The organism is Intrasporangium sp., assembly GCF_030452765.1.
Classification (GTDB): domain Bacteria; phylum Actinomycetota; class Actinomycetes; order Actinomycetales; family Dermatophilaceae; genus Intrasporangium_A.
Genome location: NZ_JAKDLO010000089.1, coordinates 1 through 18117, shown reverse-complemented (window position 1 = coordinate 18117; position 18117 = coordinate 1). Strand labels below are relative to the sequence as shown.

General features: G+C 69.1%; 17 protein-coding genes and 1 pseudogene. 13 read left to right on the top strand and 5 right to left on the bottom strand.

The annotated features are described in order from the left end of the window. Positions 1–31: 31 nt before the first annotated feature. The 6 genes and pseudogenes from L0H79_RS22235 to L0H79_RS12415 all read left to right on the top strand — a co-directional run. Positions 32–139: pseudogene (locus L0H79_RS22235) on the top strand (histidine phosphatase family protein); the annotation flags it as partial. 20 nt (positions 140–159) lie between these two features. Further along, positions 160–582 carry a histidine phosphatase family protein gene (locus tag L0H79_RS12435; RefSeq protein WP_301484932.1) on the top strand — a complete coding sequence of 141 codons (423 nt, stop codon included), beginning with the start codon at positions 160–162 and terminating at the stop codon, positions 580–582. Between the two features lies 1 nt (position 583). Beyond that, positions 584–1786 (top strand): MFS transporter, encoded by a 1203-nt coding sequence (locus L0H79_RS12430; protein ID WP_301484931.1) that lies wholly within the window; start codon positions 584–586, stop codon positions 1784–1786. A gap of 106 nt (positions 1787–1892) precedes the next feature. After that, positions 1893–3158 (top strand): hypothetical protein, encoded by a 1266-nt coding sequence (locus L0H79_RS12425; protein ID WP_301484930.1) that lies wholly within the window; start codon positions 1893–1895, stop codon positions 3156–3158. Positions 3159–3444: 286 nt separating this feature from the next. Then, positions 3445–4518 carry a hypothetical protein gene (locus L0H79_RS12420; protein ID WP_301484929.1) on the top strand — a complete coding sequence of 358 codons (1074 nt, stop codon included), beginning with the start codon at positions 3445–3447 and terminating at the stop codon, positions 4516–4518. After that, positions 4457–4897: a hypothetical protein gene (locus tag L0H79_RS12415; RefSeq protein WP_301484928.1), complete on the top strand. Its 441-nt coding sequence runs from the start codon at positions 4457–4459 to the stop codon at positions 4895–4897. Before L0H79_RS12420 ends, L0H79_RS12415 begins: the two co-directional genes overlap by 62 nt. A 33-nt stretch (positions 4898–4930) precedes the next feature. Here L0H79_RS12415 and L0H79_RS12410 read toward each other — a convergent pair whose 3' ends face one another. Beyond that, complete coding sequence (locus L0H79_RS12410; RefSeq protein ID WP_301484926.1) at positions 4931–5548, bottom strand: DUF4097 family beta strand repeat-containing protein; 618 nt, start codon at positions 5546–5548, stop codon at positions 4931–4933. Positions 5549–5796: 248 nt separating this feature from the next. Between L0H79_RS12410 and L0H79_RS12405 the strand changes: the two genes are divergently transcribed. Genes L0H79_RS12405 through ppsA form a run of 3 tightly spaced genes read left to right on the top strand, consistent with a single transcriptional unit; the run spans position 5797 to position 9406 of the window. Further along, positions 5797–6102, top strand: a complete 306-nt coding sequence (locus L0H79_RS12405) for a hypothetical protein (RefSeq protein ID WP_301484925.1) — start codon at positions 5797–5799, stop codon at positions 6100–6102. A gap of 59 nt (positions 6103–6161) precedes the next feature. Further along, entirely contained in the window at positions 6162–7040 is an 879-nt protein-coding gene (locus L0H79_RS12400; protein WP_301484924.1) for a pyruvate, water dikinase regulatory protein, read from the top strand. Next, a complete protein-coding gene (gene ppsA, locus L0H79_RS12395; RefSeq protein WP_301484923.1) occupies positions 7037–9406 on the top strand; it encodes a phosphoenolpyruvate synthase in 2370 nt (789 codons plus the stop codon). The genes L0H79_RS12400 and ppsA overlap by 4 nt, the downstream gene beginning before the upstream one ends. An 18-nt stretch (positions 9407–9424) precedes the next feature. Here the strand turns inward: ppsA and L0H79_RS12390 are convergent, their stop codons facing one another. Together L0H79_RS12390 and L0H79_RS12385 are read right to left on the bottom strand one after the other, a co-directional pair. Continuing rightward, entirely contained in the window at positions 9425–9826 is a 402-nt protein-coding gene (locus L0H79_RS12390; protein WP_301484922.1) for a VOC family protein, read from the bottom strand. A 110-nt stretch (positions 9827–9936) separates the two neighbouring features. Next, positions 9937–12030: a glycogen debranching N-terminal domain-containing protein gene (locus L0H79_RS12385; RefSeq protein WP_301484921.1), complete on the bottom strand. Its 2094-nt coding sequence runs from the start codon at positions 12028–12030 to the stop codon at positions 9937–9939. A 166-nt stretch (positions 12031–12196) separates the two neighbouring features. Between L0H79_RS12385 and L0H79_RS12380 the strand changes: the two genes are divergently transcribed. From L0H79_RS12380 to L0H79_RS12365, 4 genes are all read left to right on the top strand, one after another. Beyond that, positions 12197–13258: a LacI family DNA-binding transcriptional regulator gene (locus L0H79_RS12380; RefSeq protein WP_301484920.1), complete on the top strand. Its 1062-nt coding sequence runs from the start codon at positions 12197–12199 to the stop codon at positions 13256–13258. Then, positions 13255–14517, top strand: coding sequence for an extracellular solute-binding protein (locus L0H79_RS12375; protein ID WP_301484919.1), 1263 nt, complete (start codon positions 13255–13257; stop codon positions 14515–14517). Before L0H79_RS12380 ends, L0H79_RS12375 begins: the two co-directional genes overlap by 4 nt. A 106-nt stretch (positions 14518–14623) precedes the next feature. Continuing rightward, positions 14624–15712 (top strand): carbohydrate ABC transporter permease, encoded by a 1089-nt coding sequence (locus L0H79_RS12370; RefSeq protein WP_301484918.1) that lies wholly within the window; start codon positions 14624–14626, stop codon positions 15710–15712. Next, a complete protein-coding gene (locus L0H79_RS12365; RefSeq protein WP_301484933.1) occupies positions 15712–16566 on the top strand; it encodes a carbohydrate ABC transporter permease in 855 nt (284 codons plus the stop codon). Before L0H79_RS12370 ends, L0H79_RS12365 begins: the two co-directional genes overlap by 1 nt. Positions 16567–16643: 77 nt before the next feature. Here L0H79_RS12365 and L0H79_RS12360 read toward each other — a convergent pair whose 3' ends face one another. Together L0H79_RS12360 and L0H79_RS12355 are read right to left on the bottom strand one after the other, a co-directional pair. Beyond that, positions 16644–17189, bottom strand: coding sequence for a flavodoxin/nitric oxide synthase (locus L0H79_RS12360; RefSeq protein ID WP_301484917.1), 546 nt, complete (start codon positions 17187–17189; stop codon positions 16644–16646). A gap of 53 nt (positions 17190–17242) precedes the next feature. Beyond that, positions 17243–17977, bottom strand: a complete 735-nt coding sequence (locus tag L0H79_RS12355; protein WP_301484916.1) for a DUF4389 domain-containing protein — start codon at positions 17975–17977, stop codon at positions 17243–17245. Positions 17978–18117: the final 140 nt, after the last annotated feature.

The following is an 18117-nucleotide window of genomic DNA, read 5'->3' as shown; positions in this document are numbered from 1 at the left end:
CACCCGTCCCCACCCGGGCGGGACACCTCCCGTGCTCATCCTCGTGCGTCACGGGCGCACTCTGCTCAACGCTGCCGGGCGACTGCGCGGTCTGCTCGACCCGCCGCTGGACGAGGTCGGGCTGGCGGACGTGGCCCGGCTCGCGGAACGGCTGACCCGTTGCTCGCCGACGGCAAACCGCACCGCATCCTCGCCAGCCCGTTGCGGCGCACCGTCCAGACCGCCCAGGCGATCGGCGAGCGGACGCGGCTGCCATTCGCGGTCGACGAGCGTCTGCTCGACCGGGACTACGGTCAGTGGGCCGGTCACCCACGCGATGAGGTCGTCAGCCGGTGGGGGTCCATCGACGCTGCCCCGGGGGTGGAGCCGATCGCGAGCGTGACCGCCCGGGTCCGGGGCCTGCTCGAGGAGCTGGTCACCGACGCGCCGCTCGTCCTGGTCACCCATGACGCGGTGCTGCACGCGATCCTCGGCGACCTCGACCCGGACCTCGCCGACGCCGCCCTCGACCCGGCGAGCTGGTGCCTGCTCGGGCAGGACGGGACGGGGACCCTGGCCGTGACGAGCACGAACAACCATTGACATGGGGCTCGACGAACCGCCCACGCCGGCAACGGATCCCGCGGACGAGCGCTGGCGGCTCAGCCCGGGGATCCTCAGCGTCGGCGGGGCCTCGATGTTCTCGGACACCGGTCACGAGATGGTCACCTCGCTGCTGCCCACCTTCGTCACCTCGACCCTTTACGCGGGGCCGGCCACGCTGGGAGTGATCGACGGGGTCGCCGACGCGCTGACCGGGCTGAGCAAGCTGGCCGGCGGGCCGCTGGCCGCCGAGCCCTCCAGGCGGGGACGGCTGGCCGGCGGGGGCTACCTCGGTACGGCCGTGGCCACTGCGGCCATCGGCCTGGCGACCGCGGTCTGGCAGGTGGCGGTCCTGCGCGGCCTGGCCTGGGTCTCCCGGGGGCTGCGCTCCCCGGCCCGCGACCTGTTGCTGACCGACCTCGCCCCGACCACGACCTACGGACGGGCCTTCGGCGTGGAGCGGGCCGGGGACAACCTCGGCGCCGTCCTCGGGCCGCTGCTCGCAGCGGGACTGATCGGCATCATCGGGATCCGCCACGCCATCCTTCTATCGATCATCCCGAGCGTGCTGGCGGCCGCCGCGATCACCGTCGCCGCCCGGCAGGCCCGCCGGACGCTCGGCCCGGCTCAGCACCGGCGCACCCTGAGGCTCAACCTGACGGCGTTGCGCAGGGCGGGGATCGTCCGGCTCCTGACGCCCGTCGCCTGCTTCGAGATGGGCAACCTGGCCACGACGCTGCTGATCCTGCGCGCCACCGACATCCTGCGCCACTCCGCCGGCTGGACGGTGAGCGGCGCGACGAGCGCGGCGATCCTGATGTATGCCGCTCACAACGTCGCGGCGTCCGGGTCGGCCCTGCTGGGCGGCTCGCTCATCGACCGCCTCGGCCCACGACCGGCCTTCGCGGCGGGTGCCCTCGCCTACGTGGTGGCCTACCTGCTGTTCGCCTCCACCGGCACGGCACACGGGGCCATCGCCGGGTTCCTGCTGGCCGGGATCGGGATCGGGCTTGCCGAGACCGCCGAGTCGGCCACCGTCGCCCTCGGCCTGCCGGCAGACTTGCGACCCAACGCTTTTGGCGTGCTCGGCCTGACCCAGTCCGTCGGTGACCTCGGCGCGACCCTGGTCGCCGGCGTGCTGTGGACGCTCGTCTCCCCATGCTCGCGTTCGGCTATGCCGCGGCCTGGATGGTCGCTGCCCTGATCACGACCTCGGCGCTACACTGGAGGTAAGGCGATGGGGCTCGCCGAGACTCGCGGCACAGGCCGCTGACGGTCCCTGAAGCGCGAGAGCGCGGAAGGAGACCGGCATGTCAACGATCACCACACCCGGCACGGTCCGCACGACCGAGCCGCCCAGCCTGCTCACTGTTGCCCCGGGTCGGACCGCGGGCCGACCGCTCGACCCAGAAGCCCGTCGGGACCTGCTCGTCGACCGGCTCGTGGACCGCCTGACCGCGGGCCGCGCCGAGTACCAACTCGACGACTGGCTCACCACCCTCGTGTCGGCGCCTGATGTCGCCTACCGGCACGAGATCTTCACGGACCTGCAGACCACGGCCGTCCGGGAGGGCCTGACCGAGTTCTCGGTCGGACTGCAGCACGTCCGGCGGATCCTCGCCATGGCGGCCAAGCTGTACTACCGGTCGGAGCAGCGCCGCTGGTTCCTGCAGGTCGCGCGCGACTACGTCACCACGGTCCGCGCGCTGGCCGGCACGCTGGGGGTTGCGTCGCTCGGCTCGACCGCCTTGCGCGGACTCGCGTCGTGGGTCGACGGGTACGTCGCCTCGCCCGGGTTCCACGCCCTGAGCGCCGAGGCCAACGAGCTGATCGAACAGTTCGACGAGATCCGCTACCGCGTGCGCGTGCACGGAGACTGGGTGCAGGTGCGGCCCGTCGACCCCGACGAACCCGAGCTGGCCTCGCGCGTGCTCGCCACCTTCGACCGGTTCCGGCAGGAGGCGCCGAAGTCCTACCTGCAGCAGATCCGCGACCCCGGGGCCATGGACCACGTCGAGGCCGCGATCGCCTCGTTCGTTGCCCGGCTCAACCCGGATGTGTTCGCCTCCCTCGGCGTGTTCTGCTCCCGGCACCAGCCGCTCGTCCCCCCGGCGCTGGACCGGGTGGAACGCGAGCTGCAGTTCTACCTGGCCTACCTCGACGTCATGGCCGCGACGGCCAGCCCCGGGGTGACCTGGTCGCTGCCCGAGATCGCAGTCGACCGCGAGCTGTCGGTCAAGGACGGCTTCGACATCGTCATGGTCCTCGGCGGGTCGACCGACATGGTCGTGCCGGGCGACTGCCGGCTCGCCGACGACGAGCGGCTGGTGGTGATCACCGGGCCCAACCAGGGCGGCAAGACGACGTTCGCCCGGATGCTCGGACAGCTGCACCTGCTCGCGCGACCGGAGCGCCCGTGCCGGCCCGCCGTGTCCGGGTGCCCCTCGTCGACCAGGTCGTCACGATCTTCGAGCGGGGCGAGAACATCGAGGACCTGCGGGGGCACCTGCACGACGACCTGGTCCGCGCACATGCCCTGCTGGAGCAGATCACACCGGCGAGTCTGGTACTGCTGAACGAGGTCTACTCCTCGACCTCACCGGACGACGCGCTGACGCTCGGGCGCGACCTGCTGACCCGGCTCGATCGGTCCGGGGCCCGAGCTGCGTGTGTGACCTTCCTCGACGAGCTGTCCCGGCTCTCACCCACGACGGTCAGCATGGTCGCCGGGGTCGACCGCGACGACCCGACCCGCCGCACCTTCCGGATCGAGCGTCGGCCGGCGGACGGGTTGGCCTACGCCCGAGCCCTGGCCCGGCAACACCACCTGACCGCAGAGGACCTGGACCGGAGGCTGGCCCGATGAAGCCACGACTGCTCTTCTCGGACGAGGGCCTCAACCCGCTGGAGCCGTCGACGCAGAGCGTCGATCTGGTGCGCGACCGGGGGCTCACGCCGATCCTGGACGCGATGGCCGCCGACGACCCCTACCTGCGTGACGTCGCGGTCCGGGTCCTGCTGGCCGACCCGCTGACCCCGGAACAGGTGGTCTACCGGCAGGAGGTGCTCGATGACTGCCTGGCCCAGCCGGACGCGATCCGCGAGGTGTACGCGCTGGCCGGCACAGCGATCGACGCCAAGCGTCGCGTGCACGCGTGGATCCCGACCAACCATCCGGGAGCCATCCTGCGCTCCTCCGTCGCCATCCTGCGCGACCAGGTCGACTATCTGGCCCGCCTGCACGCGTTCGCGGCCCAGTACCGCGAGCAGTTCCACTCGCCTGGCCTGACCACCCTGCTCGACACCATCGGTCGCGAGCTCGACGAGGCCTATCTGGCCCAGGTGCGCGGCTACATCCACCAGCTGGAGTTCACCGGCGGAGTGGTGCTGACCGCGCGTCTCGGCCCCGGCTGCACCGGCGTCGACTACGCCCTGCGCGAGGCAGCCTCGACGCCGTGGTGGACCAGGCTCGGCGACATACGGCCGAACCACCACGGGTACACCTACCACCTGCCGCCCCGCGACGAGAACGGCGGGCGCACCATGGAGCGGATCCAGGACCACGGCATCAACACCGTCGCGGACGCCGCCGCACAGTCGAGCGAGCACGTCCTCGACTTCTTCCGCAGGCTGACCTTCGAGGTCGGCTTCTACCTCGGTTGCGTCCACCTGCACCAAGCCCTCGATCGCAGTGGCGTGCCGACCTGTCGCCCCACCGTCGAACCGCGTGCGTCGCGGGCCCTGACCTGCCGTGGTCTCGTGGACGCAGGCCTGGGCCTGCGCACCGGGCGGCCTCCCGTCGGCAGCGACCTCGACGCAGACACTCCTACGTGCTCTCGGGCTGGCCCAGCTCATGCTCGACGCCGGACTGTTCGTGACCGCCGACAGCTTCCGAGCCAGCCCCTCGGCGGGGGTGTTCACCCACTACCGGCGTGAGGAGGACTCGACGCTGGAGCACGGCAAGTTCGACGACGAGCTGGTCCGCATGTCCGATCTGGTGAACCGGCTGCGGCCCGGGGCGATGGTCCTGCTCGACGAGTCCTTCGCCAGCACCAACGAGCGGGAGGGCTCACAGATCGCACGCGACATCGTGGACTCTCTGGTCGCCGCCGGGATCCGGGTCTGCTATGTCACCCACCTCTACACCCTCTCGCACGGGCTCGCCCGACTCGGCGCGCCGGACCACCTCTTCCTGGGGGCACAGCGCGACCCCGACGGACGACGCTCCTTCCGGCTGGTCCCGGCAGAACCCGAGTCCACCAGCTACGCCGGAGACCTCTTCCACCGCGTCTTCGCCGACTCGGGCACGGCCTGAGTCGGGAGGTCGTCCTCGACGAGGCCGAGCACGTCAGCGATACTCGAGCGTCACGTCGCCGGAGCCTGTCCGGACTTGGATCGTGCGGCTGCTGGACTGTGACGTGTCGAGGTTGACGTCCTCGTCACCTGACCCGGTTGACACGTCGACCCGGTAGGCGTCGCCCGTCGGCACTGCCATGGTGACCCCGCCCGACCCGGTCTCGAGGTCGACCGCCCCCGGAGCGACGGCAAAGGACAGGTCGAGGTCGCCGCTACCCGTCCGCAGCACGGTATTGGTGGCCGTCAGGCCGCTCGCGTCGATGTCACCGGAGCCGGTCTTCGTCTGCACCGCGCCGAGAGTCCCGGTGAGCGCGACGTCGCCGGAGTCGACGTCAACCGTCACCGAGGCACCCTCCGGGACAGTCACCTGGTAGTCGACCGAGCACGGCGACAGGAAGCCGCTGCACTGCGAGTCGATCTCGAGCGTCCTGCCGTTGACCTTCTCGTCGGCCTTCGGCTGGCTGTGCATCATCCCCCACCGGACGTGCCTGGTCACCTCCATGGTCCCGGGTGCAGCGCCGCTGACCACGCGCAGGTCGCCCGACGCACCTCTGAAGCTGAGTCCTGTGAGGTCGGCACGGTAGGTCTGCTGCTGATCCACCGAGCTCATGAACGGACCGCCGGAGCCCCAGCCACCGAGCGTTCCGGACGCGGCGAGGAGCAGCAGCGCACCGGCACCGATGAACCACCATGACCGTCGGTTCGACCATGACCGTCGGTTCGACACCCGGCGCTTTCGGGGCGCGCTTGCCCCGGTCCGGTCTTCGGGGACATCCGTCGCGGGTGGCATCGTGGGCCGGGCGCCGTGTGTGGGTCCTGCGCCACCTTCAGGAAACTCATTCATCAACTACACGGTAGGTGGCAGCCCTGCCCGCACGCCATGACATTTGTCCGGGATCCACCAGCGACCAGGAGCGCTCCAAGCGCCAGACGTTCCTCCGGGCGACGAGGAACAAGTGCACTCTCGATGCGGAGAAGTGCACTCTCGATCCCGACAAGTGCACTCTCGATGCGGAGAAGTGCACTCTCGATGCGGAGAAGTGCACTCTCGATCCCGACAAGTGCACTCTCGATGCGGAGAAGTGCACTCTCGATGCGGAGGGGTGCACTCTCGATGCGGAGAAGTGCACTCTCGATCTGAGGAGGTGCGCGGTGTTGCCGTGACCCCGGACGTCAGTACCCTGAGCACCGGGGCCACCGTCCAACGACGTCGTGAGGGACTGATGACCGAAGTCGAACCGAACCGCACCCAGGAACGACCACCCCACCTGCGCAGACACGCCGGGCAAGCAGTCGTGCCGGTCTTCTTCATCTCCGACAGCACGGGCATCAGCGCCGAGACGCTCGGCAACGCGCTGCTGATCCAGTTCCCGGACGTGCACTTCGAGCGGAAGCTCTTTCCCTTCGTCTCGACCCTCGAGGAGGCCCGGCGGGTCGTCGGGGTGCTCGATGCGGCAGCCGAGGGGCCGGTCACGCCGCTCGCCTTCTCGACGCTGGCCTCGATCGAGCTGCGCGACGTGCTGCGGCGCACGACGTGCCCGCTCATCGACTTCTTCGACAGGCACCTCCCGCAGGTCGAGTCGGTGCTGGGTCGAGAGGCGATGCACGTCGCGGCCCGGCTGCACGGCCTTGGCGACGTCAAGCGCTACAACCACCGGATGTCGGCGATCGAGTACGCCATCGAGCACGACGACGGGCAGAGCCTGCGGGCGCTCGACAAGGCGGACGTCATCCTGCTCGGCCCCTCCCGCTGCGGCAAGACCCCGACGAGCATGTACCTCGCCCTGCAGCACGGGCTCTTCGTCGCGAACTACCCGCTCGTCGAGGACGACTTCGACAGCACCGACCTGCCGGTGCCGGTGCGCGCCTACCGGCGCCGGTGCTTCGGTGTCGTCACGACCGCCGAGCGGCTCTCGCAGGTGCGACAGCAGCGGCGCCCGAACTCCCGGTACGCGTCCCCTGAGCAGTGCGCCCACGAGCTCCGCCTCGCCGAGGCCCTCATGCGCGCCCACCACGTGCCCTCGACCAGCTCCGCGAACAAGTCGGTCGAGGAGATCGCCACCATCATCATGCAGACCATCCACCACAGGAGCAGACAATGAGCCGCAACGTCCTACCGTTCGCCGGGCTGGGGATGGGCGACGTCCACCTCGTCGGCGGCAAGAACGCCTCCCTCGGCGAGATGGTCAGCAACCTCGCGACCGCCGGAGTCCATGTCCCCGACGGGTTCGCGACGACCTCTGATGCCTATCGCCAGTTCATCGGTGACACGGGGCTGGCCGACTCGATCGCGGGCCGGCTGCGAGGCCTCGACACCGACGACGTCGAACAGCTCGCCAGGGTCGGCCGGGAGATTCGCGAGGCCGTCGTCGCCCAGCCGTTCCCCGAGGAGCTCGAGGCCGACATCCGGGCCGCGTACGCGCAGCTCACCGGCGGGGACGAGTCGGTGTCGGTCGCGGTCCGTTCGAGCGCGACGGCCGAGGACCTGCCCGACGCCTCCTTCGCCGGCCAGCAGGAGACCTTCCTCAACATCCGCGGGATCGATGCGGTGCTGACCGCCATCCGTGAGGTCTTCGCGTCGCTCTACAACGACCGGGCGATCGCCTATCGCGTGCATCACGGCTTCGAGCACGAGACCGTGGCGCTCTCGGCCGGGGTGCAGCGGATGGTCCGCTCCGACGTCGGCGCGTCCGGTGTGATGTTCACGATGGACACCGAGTCGGGCTTCCCCGACGCGGTCTTCATCACGGCGTCGTACGGGCTCGGCGAGGCGGTCGTGCAGGGCGCCGTCAACCCCGACGAGTTCTACGTCTACAAGCCGGCGCTGCGCGCCGGGCGTCCGGCGATCCTCAAGCGCGGGCTCGGCAGCAAGGCGACACAGATGGTCTACACGCAGGACCGGGCCGTCGGCCGCACGACCGAGTTCGTCGACGTGCCCGAGGAGCTGCGCAACCGGCTCAGCCTCACCGACGACGACGTGACCGAGCTCGCCCGGCACGCGCTCGCCATCGAGGAGCACTACGGGCGCCCGATGGACATCGAGTGGGGCAAGGACGGTGTCGACGGCGGCATCTACATCCTGCAGGCCCGCCCCGAGACGGTGCAGTCGCGCCAGTCCGGCAGCGAGCTGAAGCGCTACCGGCTGGGCGAGCGGGGCACGGTGCTCGTCGAGGGCCGAGCCATCGGTCAGAAGATCGGGGCCGGTCCGGTGCGGGTGCTCACCTCGGTCGAGCAGATGCGCGACTTCCATCGCGGCGAGGTCCTCGTCGCCGACATGACCGATCCCGACTGGGAGCCGATCATGAAGCGGGCCGCCGCGATCGTGACGAACCGCGGTGGGCGCACCTGCCACGCGGCGATCATCGCCCGCGAGCTCGGCATCCCCGCCGTGGTCGGCACCGGCTCGGCGACGCGCAGCCTCGCCGACGGCACCGAGGTGACCGTCTCCTGTGCCGAGGGCGACACCGGCAACGTCTACGAGGGCCTGCTCGACTTCACCGTCGAGTCGACGACGCTCGAGTCGATGCCCGAGATCCCGGTCAAGATCATGATGAACGTCGGCACCCCCGAGCAGGCGTTCGCCTTCAGCCGGCTGCCCAACTCCGGCGTCGGCCTGGCCCGGCTCGAGTTCATCATCAACCACCAGATCGGCATCCACCCCAAGGCCCTGCTCGACCTCGACAACCTGGAGGGGCACCTTCGCGAGCAGATCACCGCGGCGACAGCGGCATACGACAGCCCGCGTGACTACTTCGTCAAGCGGGTCGCGGAAGGCGTCTCGATGCTGGCGGCAGCCTTCGCACCCGAGCCGGTCATCGTGCGGATGTCCGACTTCAAGTCGAACGAGTACGCGAACCTGCTTGGTGGCGAAGGGTACGAGCCGCACGAGGAGAACCCGATGCTCGGCTACCGGGGCGCGTCGAGGTATGTATCGGAGGGCTTCGCCGAGTGCTTCGCGATGGAGTGCGAGGCGCTGAAGTTCGTCCGCGACGAGATGGGCCTGACCAACGTCAAGATCATGATCCCGTTCGTGCGGACCGTCACCGAGGCCAAGGCCGTCATCGACCTGCTCGGCCAGAACGGTCTCGTGCGTGGCCAGAACGGCCTACAGGTCGTGATGATGTGCGAGCTGCCCTCGAACGCCGTCATCGCCGACCAGTTCCTCGAGCACTTCGACGGATACTCGATCGGCTCGAACGACATGACCCAGCTGACGCTCGGCATGGACCGCGACTCGAGCCTCGTCGCGGCCGGATTCGACGAGCGCAACGACGCCGTGAAGTTCATGCTGAGCCTGGCGATCAAAGCGTGCAGGGCGCAGGGGAAGTACGTCGGGATCTGCGGTCAGGGTCCGAGCGACCACCCGGACCTCGCGGCGTGGCTCATGGAGCAGGGCATCGAGACGATCTCGCTCAACCCGGACACCGTCGTCGACACGTGGCTGAGTCTGGCCAAGCAGAAGGGCTGACCCGCCGGGCGCGGCCGGTCAGCCGGCCCAGTCGGCGCGCGCCTCGGGCAGAGTCGGCTCGAACAGCTCGACGAGGTTGCCGGACGGGTCCTCGACGAGGATCTGGCGTCCGCCGACGCCCTCGACGATCTCGTTGCGGAACCGGATGCCGGCGCCACGGAGCCGCTCGACCGTCGCGGCGAGGTCCTCGACCTGCACCGAGAAGCGGTTCCAACCCCCCGGGCTCGGCAGCGTGCCGTCGGGCATCGCCTGGCCACCGCCCGCGCCGCCTCCGGGCGCGCTGAGGACGAGCCGAAGATCGCCCCGGGCGAGCATCGCGAAGGCCGGGGCCGGGTGCATCAGCTCACGGAACCCGAGGTGCAGGCAGTAGAACGCGATCGCAGCGTCGACGTCGTCGACGATGTAGCGGACGGTCACCATGGCATGCCTCCGGGATTGTTCTCCGGCCAACTGTAGGCCCATGACAGATCTGGGCGGCCTTCGAGCAGTCGCGCCACGCGCAGGGTTGACCGGAAGCCGCCCGTCGACGCTCAGGTGTCGAGCGTGAAGCCGTCGGGCAGGCCATCGACCTCGACCTGGCCGGACGCGTCGACGCTGATCGTCAGGATCGCCTCCCCGATCCTGAGACCGCCGACCCGGAGCGGGCCGAACGGCGCCGACGGGGCAGGACGCACCGTCACGGTCCGGCCGGGGACATCGACCTCCAGGCCGAGCAGGACGGTCAGAATGGCAACTGCGGACGCCGTCGCCCACGCCTGCGGCCGACAGGAGGCGGGATACGGGGCGGGCTCGCCGAGCGCCCCGGTGGCCGAGAAGAGCTCGGGGAACCGGTAGTCGAAGGCCGCACCCGCGTCGAGCAGTCGTGACGCAACGGTCGCGGCCTCGTCGAGGTGCCCCTCACGCGCCATGCCCAGGGCGCAGATCGCCGTGTCATGGACCCAGACGGAGCCGGTGTGGTAGCCGATCGGGTTGAACCCGCCGTTGTCCGCGGCCAGCGTCGCGATCCCATAGGGCCCCAACATGATCGGGGCCATCAGGGTCTCGATGACCCGGGCCGCCTCCTCCGGCGTGAGCGCGCCGGTGCCCAGCACGTGGCCCATGTTGGACGCCACCCCGTCGACGAGCCGGCCACCACCATCGACGGCCATGGCGAGGTAGGGCAGGGCACCCGTCGTGACCCAGAATCGGTCCCGGATGCGCTCCGCCAGGGAGTCACCCCACTGGGCAAGCGAGTCCACGAGTCCGGCGTCGTCGTCGCCTCCCATGGCACTGAGGATGCGGGTGGCTCCGCGGGCTGCCTCGACAGCGTAGGCCTGGGCCTCGACGAGTGCTATCGGCGCATGCGCGAGCGTCCCGTCCCGGAACCGCATCGAGTCCCCCGAGTCCTTCCAGCCCTGGTTGACGAGCCCGTGGCCGCTGTCATCGACGTACTTGAGCAGCCCATCGTCATCCGATGCCGCCACCTCCGTGAGCCACCGCACGGCGGAGCGGAGGTTCGGCAGGAGCGCACTGACCTCCCGCTCGGGCATCCCCCAGCGCCACGCGTCGTGCAGGAGACAGATCCACAGAGCCGTCGCGTCCACGGTGCCGTAGTAGACGGGCGGCAGGGTGAACCCCAGGACGCGGTCCCGGTATGCCGCTCTGCGCAGTTCGTGAGGGATCTTGCCCGGTTCCTCCGCCGTGCTCGGGTCGACACGGGTGCCCTGCCGCCTCGCGAGGGCACGCAGGGTGCCTGTCGCGAGCTGCAGCCCCAGCGGCAGCGACATCCGCGCCGTCCAGATCGAGTCGCGCCCGAAGAGCGTGAGGTACCAGGGCGTTCCCGCCGCAGCGAATACGTCATGGGGATCCGCCGGATCGACGAGGAGCAGGCTTCGCAGATCCACCAGGGAGGTCCTGAGCAACCGGGCCAAGCGAGGATCTGCCGCTTCGACGGCGACACGCTCGGGCCAGTCGACCCGCCTCGAGCCCGGGTCTGCGGGAAACTCACCCGAGCTTATCCGCCGTGTCGTGACATCCACCGTGACGTCCACCGGGATCCCGGGTTCGAGGGTTACGGGGAAGATCGCGTGCACCCCGTCGTCCTTCGAGGTCAGGGTCGCGGGTGCGGGCTGGAAGGTCGTCGTCGTCGCCAGCCGATCGCTCTGCCACCGTGCGCAATCGGCGTCCGTGACCTCGGGGTCGAGGATCGGCCCACCGGTGGCACCGGACTTGACCTCGGCGATGTCCAGGCCATCACCCCCCACCGTGATCTCGATGGAGGTGCTGACGGCTTGGGCAGACCGCGAGATCACACGGACCCGTTCGACGAGCCGCCCGCCGGTCAGCTCCCGGCTGCGGTGCAGCTCGACCGTGGGGTCGGGGCCGTCGTCCCCGAGGCCCCGTGCCGACCCGAAGAACTCGCTGCGTGGCCCACGGCTGGCAGTGGACACCTCGGTGGCCATCTCGCCGCCGAGCGTGACCGCGAGCCTCGAGACGACCCGCTCGTCATCGACGAAGAAGCCCTCGGCCCCGCGCCCCGCCATGGTGCCGTCCATCCCGCTGAGAGCGGTTCCGTTGCCGTCGGTGCAGATCGCGAGTCGGTGCAGCCATGGCTGCCCTGCGCTGGACTCGGCCGTGTCGTGCATCTCCCCTGCCCTCCTCTCCCCGGTGGTCAGTCAGTCGTTCGGCAATTCTGCAACTTTTTCGGCGAGGGCCTTGACACGCTCCGCGTCGAGCAACACGATCCCAGTATCGATTTGAACGTTCAAATCGTTGGTTTGAACGTTCCACTGCCGAGCGGAAGAGTCAAGGGTGACGAAGCGGGAGGCCAGGAGACGCGTCACGATCAACGACGTGGCACGGGCCGCCGACGTCTCCCGCCAGACCGTCAGCAACGTCGTCAACGCCCCGGAGAAGGTCGCACCCACGACGCTCGGCCGAGTGCAGCGCGAGATCGACCGGCTCGGGTTCCGTCCCAGCCGGGCAGCCAAGACCCTCAAGCAGGAGCGCGCCGGTGCCTGGGGGATCGAGCTGAACTCCGAGACGTTCGGCCGGTTCGGCACCATCCTCGACACCTTTCTGGTCGAGCTGACGACCCGGTCCCGCCGACACGACGCCCACATCGTCCCCTTCACAGCGCACCACGAGAACGACCCGGTCCCGGCCTACGAGGACCTCGTCGCCAGCCGCATCGCCGACGGGTTCGTGCTCACCGACACCCGGCACGGCGACCCCAGACCCGCGTGGCTGCGGGACCATGCCGTTCCGTATGCCGCCTTCGGACGTATCTGGGACGACCCGTCGATCACGACGTGGGTCGACGTCGACGGCGCGGCCGGCGTCTCCGCCGCGGTCCGCCACCTGGCCGAGCAGGGCTACGAGAGGATCGGCTGGCTGGGCTGGCCGGGGGACTCACCGGTCGGCGAGGACCGACGACTGGGCTGGGCACGCACGACCGCGGACCTCGGTCTGGCCAACGCCGATTGGGCGGGCAGCTCCCCCCAGCAGCTCGAACGTGCTGCGCCCAGTGCGGCCGCCCTCATCGACACCATCGGTCCCGGAGGCGCACTCGTCTGCGCCTCCGACGGCTTGGCCCTCGGCGCGTGGCAGGTCCTCCTGCAGCGTGGCCTGCGCCTCGGCACCGACTTCGGCCTGGTCGGCTTCGACGACACCGACCTCGCCGCGGCGATCGGCCTGACCACGCTGCGGCAGCCCCTGGCCGCGGTCGCCGACCACGTGCTGCGGATGCTCGGCACCGGCACCACGACCGAGGCGGACTCACCGGCCGGAATCCTCCTGCCCCCAGAGCTGGTCGTCCGGGCCAGCTCGACCCCTGCGGATGACCGCACGACAACCGAGAGAGGCACGACATGAGAGCACCACACCTGCGCGGGGTCACCGCGTTCGCTCTTGCCGCCGCCGGCGCGCTCGTCCTGAGTGCGTGCGGTGGAGGTGGGTTCAGCAACGGCAACGCACCGGCCCAGAACACCAAGACCGGCCCGGTCAAGCTGACCGTGATGATCGGCAGTTCGGGTGACGCCGAGACGAACGCGGTCAAGGAGGCTGGCCAAGCCTGGGCGACCAAGACCGGCAACACGGTCGAGGTCATCGCCGCTGCCGACCTCGGGCAGCAACTCGGCCAGGCGTTCGCCTCGACCAGTCCCCCTGACCTCTTCTACACGGACGCGTCCAAGATCGGCACCTACGCCAAGGCAGGAGACCTGTACGCCTACGGCGACCAGGTCACGGACGCCGGCTTCCTGCCGTCGCTCGTCAAGGCCTTCACGTACAAGGGAACGTTCTACTGCGCACCGAAGGACTACTCGACCCTCGCGCTGGAGGTCAACACCGACATGTGGAAGGCCGCCGACCTGACGGATGCCGACATACCGAAGACCTGGGACCAGCTCGAGGCCGTCGCCAAGAAGCTGACGAAGGGCAAGGTCACCGGCCTCGTCATCGGCAACGACATCAACCGGAGCGGCGCGTTCATGAAACAGGCCGGCGGCTGGATCGTCTCCGACGACGGGACGAAGATGACCGCCACCAGCGGACCGCCGCTCGTGGGCCTCCAGGAGGTCCAGAAGCTCATGAAGGCCGGCGTCCTCAAGTTCAACACCGACACCTCTCCGGCGACCGGCTGGGGCGGCGAGGCATTCGGCAAGGGCATCGCTGCCATGACGATCGAGGGCAACTGGATCGCTGGCGGCATGAAGGACTTCCCGAACATCAAGTACAAGACCTACGAGCTGCCGGCCGGGCCGGGTGGCAAGGGGACGCTGCTCTTCAGCAACTGCTGGGGTATCGCCGCCAAGTCCGCCAACCACGCGCAGTCGGTGGACCTCGTCAAGTTCCTCATCAGCGTCGACCAGCAGATGAAGTTCGCCGCGGCCTTCGGCGTGATGCCCTCCACCGAGGAGGGCGCGAAGCAGTTCGCCGCGAAGTACCCCGACGACGCAGCCTTCGTCGCGGGCGGGGAGTACGGGCAGGGCCCGGTCAACCTGCCCGGCTTCGACCAGGTCATGGCGAAGTTCAACTCGGAGCTCGCGCAGCTCGGCAAGGGCGCCGACCCGAAGAAGATGCTCGCGGACCTGCAGAAGAACGGGACCGCCGCCATCGCGGACAACGGCTGACCCCACCTCGACACCGGCGGGTGGCGTCCGGTCCAGAGCGCCTGTTCCCGGACGTCACCCGCCCCTCCACTACTGCTGCCACTCGCCACGTACAAGGAGGGGTGCCATGGCGCGCACCGACCACGACCCCAAGGTCCGACGCTGGGGCCGCAAGCCCAGCGGCATACGGGGTAATGAAGGGACTGCCGGCTGGATCTTCGTCACCCCGATGATCGTCATCCTGGGGTTGTTCCTGGCCATCCCCGTCGTCATGGCCTTCTGGGTGAGCCTGACGAGCTGGCAGGGGAACACGAACCCGTTCAGCAGCGCGGTGCCCTTCGTCGGCGTCGAGAACTACACGGACCTGTTCGCCAAGGACAGCCTGACCCGCTCCACCTTCATGCAGTCGATCGGCAACACGTTCTACTACGTGCTGCTCGTCGTCCCGCTCCAGACGGCGCTTGCCCTCGGGCTGGCTCTGCTCGTCAACAACAAGATGCTCAAGGCCAAGGGCTTCTTCCGGACCGCGTTCTACTTCCCCTCGGTGACGAGCTCGATCGCCATCGCGACGGTCTTCCTCTTCCTGTTCTCCAACACCGGCGCGGTCAACGCCTTCCTCAAGTTCTTCCACATCGACGGCCCGAGCTGGTTCAGCGACAGCCGCGGCCTGCTCCACCTGATCTTCGGCGCCTTCGGTGTGGACAACCCCGGCTGGGCCCAGACCGAGATCCTGGGCCGGAGCCTGTGGGACTGGCTGGCGGGGCCGTCGGTCGCACTCTGCGTCATCATCATCCTCGTCGTGTGGACGACCTCCGGCACCTTCATGCTGATGTTCATCGCAGCCCTGCAGGACCTCCCTGTCGAGGTCGACGAGGCGGCCGCGCTCGACGGCACGAGCGGCTGGCAGAAGCTGCGCTACGTGACGATCCCCATGATCAAGCCGGCGCTCTTCCTCGTCATCACACTCGGCCTCATCGGCACCTGGCAGGTCTTCGACCAGATCTACGTCATGGGCAAGGGCAGCCCCGCCGGCACGACCCTCACACCGGCCTACCTCTCGTACCAGCAGAGCTTCGGGAACTTCCAGTTCGGCTCGGGCTCCGCGATGGCCTTCGTCGTCTTCGTCATCATCGTCATCCTGACCCGCCTGCAACGGTGGGTGCTGACCGACAAGGACGAACGCAAGCCGTTCCTCGGGATCGGAGGCAACAAGTGATCCAGCGCCGGAACCCCGTCAAGACGATCATCCTGTACGTCCTGCTGCTCGCATTCGCCGTCCTGTTCATCTACCCGTTCTTCATCCAGATCGCGACGAGCTTCAAGACGGACCCCGACGCGGCGAGCAACCCGCTCTCCCTGATCCCGAACCCGTTCGACCTGCACGCCTGGCAGCAGATCTTCGGGCAGACCGGAGACACGGCCGTGCCGATCGTCACGTGGCTGAAGAACTCGGTCGTCATCACCGTCGTGGTGACCATCGCCCGGGTCTTCCTCGACTCACTCGCCGGCTATGCCCTGTCCCGGCTGCACTTCCGTGGCCGCGGCATGGTCTTCGCATCAGTACTGGCCGTGATGAGCGTGCCGGGTGTGGCCCTGCTCATCCCGAAGTTCCTCATGGTCAACTACCTCGGGATCTACGACACGTACACCGCGATGATCCTCCCGCTCATCGTCGATGCCGCAGGGGTGTTCATCATGAAGCAGTTCTTCGACTCGGTGCCGATCTCGATCGAGGAGGCAGCGCGGATGGATGGCGCGAGCATCTTCCGGACCTTCTGGTCGATCGTGCTGCCCATGGCCCGCCCTGCCCTGATCACCCTGACCATCCTGTCCTTCCAGGGCTCGTGGAACGAGTTCTCACACTTCCTCGTCGTGACCCGCGGCACACCGGACCACATGACCCTCGTCACTGGTCTGGCGAGCATGACGAGCGGACAGCTCGGCGCGGGCACGCAGTACCCACTCAAGCTCGGCACGGCACTGCTCACGACGATCCCGGTCGCGATCCTCTTCTTCGCCCTCCAGCGATACTTCGTTCGAGGAGCCAGCGAGGGTGGCGTCAAGGGGTGACGGCCGGGGCTGCCGTCGCCCGGCTCGGCACCCGGAGCGGGCTGCTTCACTCCGGGTGCTCCGGCCGGCTCGTCAGTTCAACTCGCCGGCGCCGGACTCAGGTGCTGTCCGGCCAGAGCCACACCCCACGCACGGGCGCGAACCACCTCGTCGTGGGACAGTGGCCCTGCTACTCCCCCTACCCAGAACGACTCGCCTCGTTCGGCACGGTGGAAGCCCCTGTGCCGCAGGGCGTTCGCCGACGTCTTGGCAGCCGATCCCGGGAGCAGGCGCACGTGGACCCGCGTGTCGAAGGTCACGACGGGCAGTTCGCTGCGCGGTACCACGCGATCGATCCACTCACGGACACCGATCGCTGCTTCGCCGGCGGCACCCTGGCGTACGGCATCCTGCCTGGTGCGCTCGCGCGACATCGAGAAGGCATGCGTGGGAGCGCCCACGAGCAGCAGGCTCACGTCATCGGGGATCTCGGTCGGCGCTGCCGTGACCGGGACTACTCGCACGACAGGTCCGCCGGCTGGGTCGTCACCGCACGGCAACTCCTTCGTCATGCCTTCGGCGATCGCCTCGGCGATGGCCTGCGTGTTGCCGAACATCGACTCGTGGACGATGAGAACGGTCATGGTCGGTACCTCCAGGTCGTCGGTCCTGCAACGGACCGCTGTCAGGATCAGAATCAGATCGGTCGCGGTTGGAGTGTGGTGGCCGGTGCGTGGCCGCCCTGGTCGAGACGGAACGGCGGGTAGACGTCGGTCATCAGGGCGCCGTAGGCGATGACCCGGAAGCTCCATCGATTGAGGCCGATGACGAGGTCGAAGATGGCCCTCGGGTAGCTACCGGTGAAGAGGAGGACGACGGCCGCGACGAGGACGAGCAGGCCCAGGGCACCAGGCCAGTGGAACTCGGTCGTCGTCTGCGTCTGCTCGACGACGCGGGTCCAGGACGTCGACGTGCCGACGACGATCGCCAGGAAGACCCAGTGCGGCAGCAGGAGCAGCCATTTGACGAAGATCAGCCCTCGCGAGAGGTGCTCAGGGTAGGCGACCTCGAGCCGAGCTCGGTCCCCTGGCTGAGGGTCGAGGCTGAAGGGAGGGTACGCGTCGGTGCCCAGACCTCCGTCGAACGCGTAGTACGACACGCGCCACGACCACCGCAGCACGCCGACGTTGAACTCGAAGATGCCGCGTGGGTAGCGGCCGGTGAACAGGATCGCGAACCACGCGAGGACGGTCAGCACCCCGAACGCGACCCACAGGACCGCCAGGATGGGCAGGTGCGGGATCGCCGCGAACCACTTGACGAGCCAGAGACCACGGGACAGATCCGGCTGCAGGTCCGCCTCGAGACGCACCGGGTCCTCGGGCGTCGGGCCCACGCCGTCGGTGAGGACGGGCGGCGCCGCGCCCAGCACAACCGGCTGCCGCGTTGGCGGACCGGCCGAGTGCACGCTCGATCCGGATTGCTGCACTGTCGATTGGGATTGCTGCACTGTCGAACCGGATTGCTGCACTGTCGATTGGGATTGCTGCACTGTCGAACCGGATTGCTGCA

Excerpts from the sequence above, each read along its gene's own strand:
- L0H79_RS12430 (WP_301484931.1), top strand. The coding sequence starts at position 584 with ATGGGGCTCGACGAACCGCCCACGCCGGCAACGGATCCCGCGGACGAG.
- L0H79_RS12425 (WP_301484930.1), top strand. The coding sequence starts at position 1,893 with ATGTCAACGATCACCACACCCGGCACGGTCCGCACGACCGAGCCGCCC.
- L0H79_RS12420 (WP_301484929.1), top strand. The coding sequence starts at position 3,445 with ATGAAGCCACGACTGCTCTTCTCGGACGAGGGCCTCAACCCGCTGGAG.
- L0H79_RS12410 (WP_301484926.1), bottom strand. The coding sequence starts at position 5,548 with ATGAGCTCGGTGGATCAGCAGCAGACCTACCGTGCCGACCTCACAGGA.
- L0H79_RS12400 (WP_301484924.1), top strand. The coding sequence starts at position 6,162 with ATGACCGAAGTCGAACCGAACCGCACCCAGGAACGACCACCCCACCTG.
- ppsA (WP_301484923.1), top strand. The coding sequence starts at position 7,037 with ATGAGCCGCAACGTCCTACCGTTCGCCGGGCTGGGGATGGGCGACGTC.
- L0H79_RS12390 (WP_301484922.1), bottom strand. The coding sequence starts at position 9,826 with ATGGTGACCGTCCGCTACATCGTCGACGACGTCGACGCTGCGATCGCG.
- L0H79_RS12385 (WP_301484921.1), bottom strand. The coding sequence starts at position 12,030 with ATGCACGACACGGCCGAGTCCAGCGCAGGGCAGCCATGGCTGCACCGA.
- L0H79_RS12375 (WP_301484919.1), top strand. The coding sequence starts at position 13,255 with ATGAGAGCACCACACCTGCGCGGGGTCACCGCGTTCGCTCTTGCCGCC.
- L0H79_RS12370 (WP_301484918.1), top strand. The coding sequence starts at position 14,624 with ATGGCGCGCACCGACCACGACCCCAAGGTCCGACGCTGGGGCCGCAAG.
- L0H79_RS12360 (WP_301484917.1), bottom strand. The coding sequence starts at position 17,189 with ATGACCGTTCTCATCGTCCACGAGTCGATGTTCGGCAACACGCAGGCC.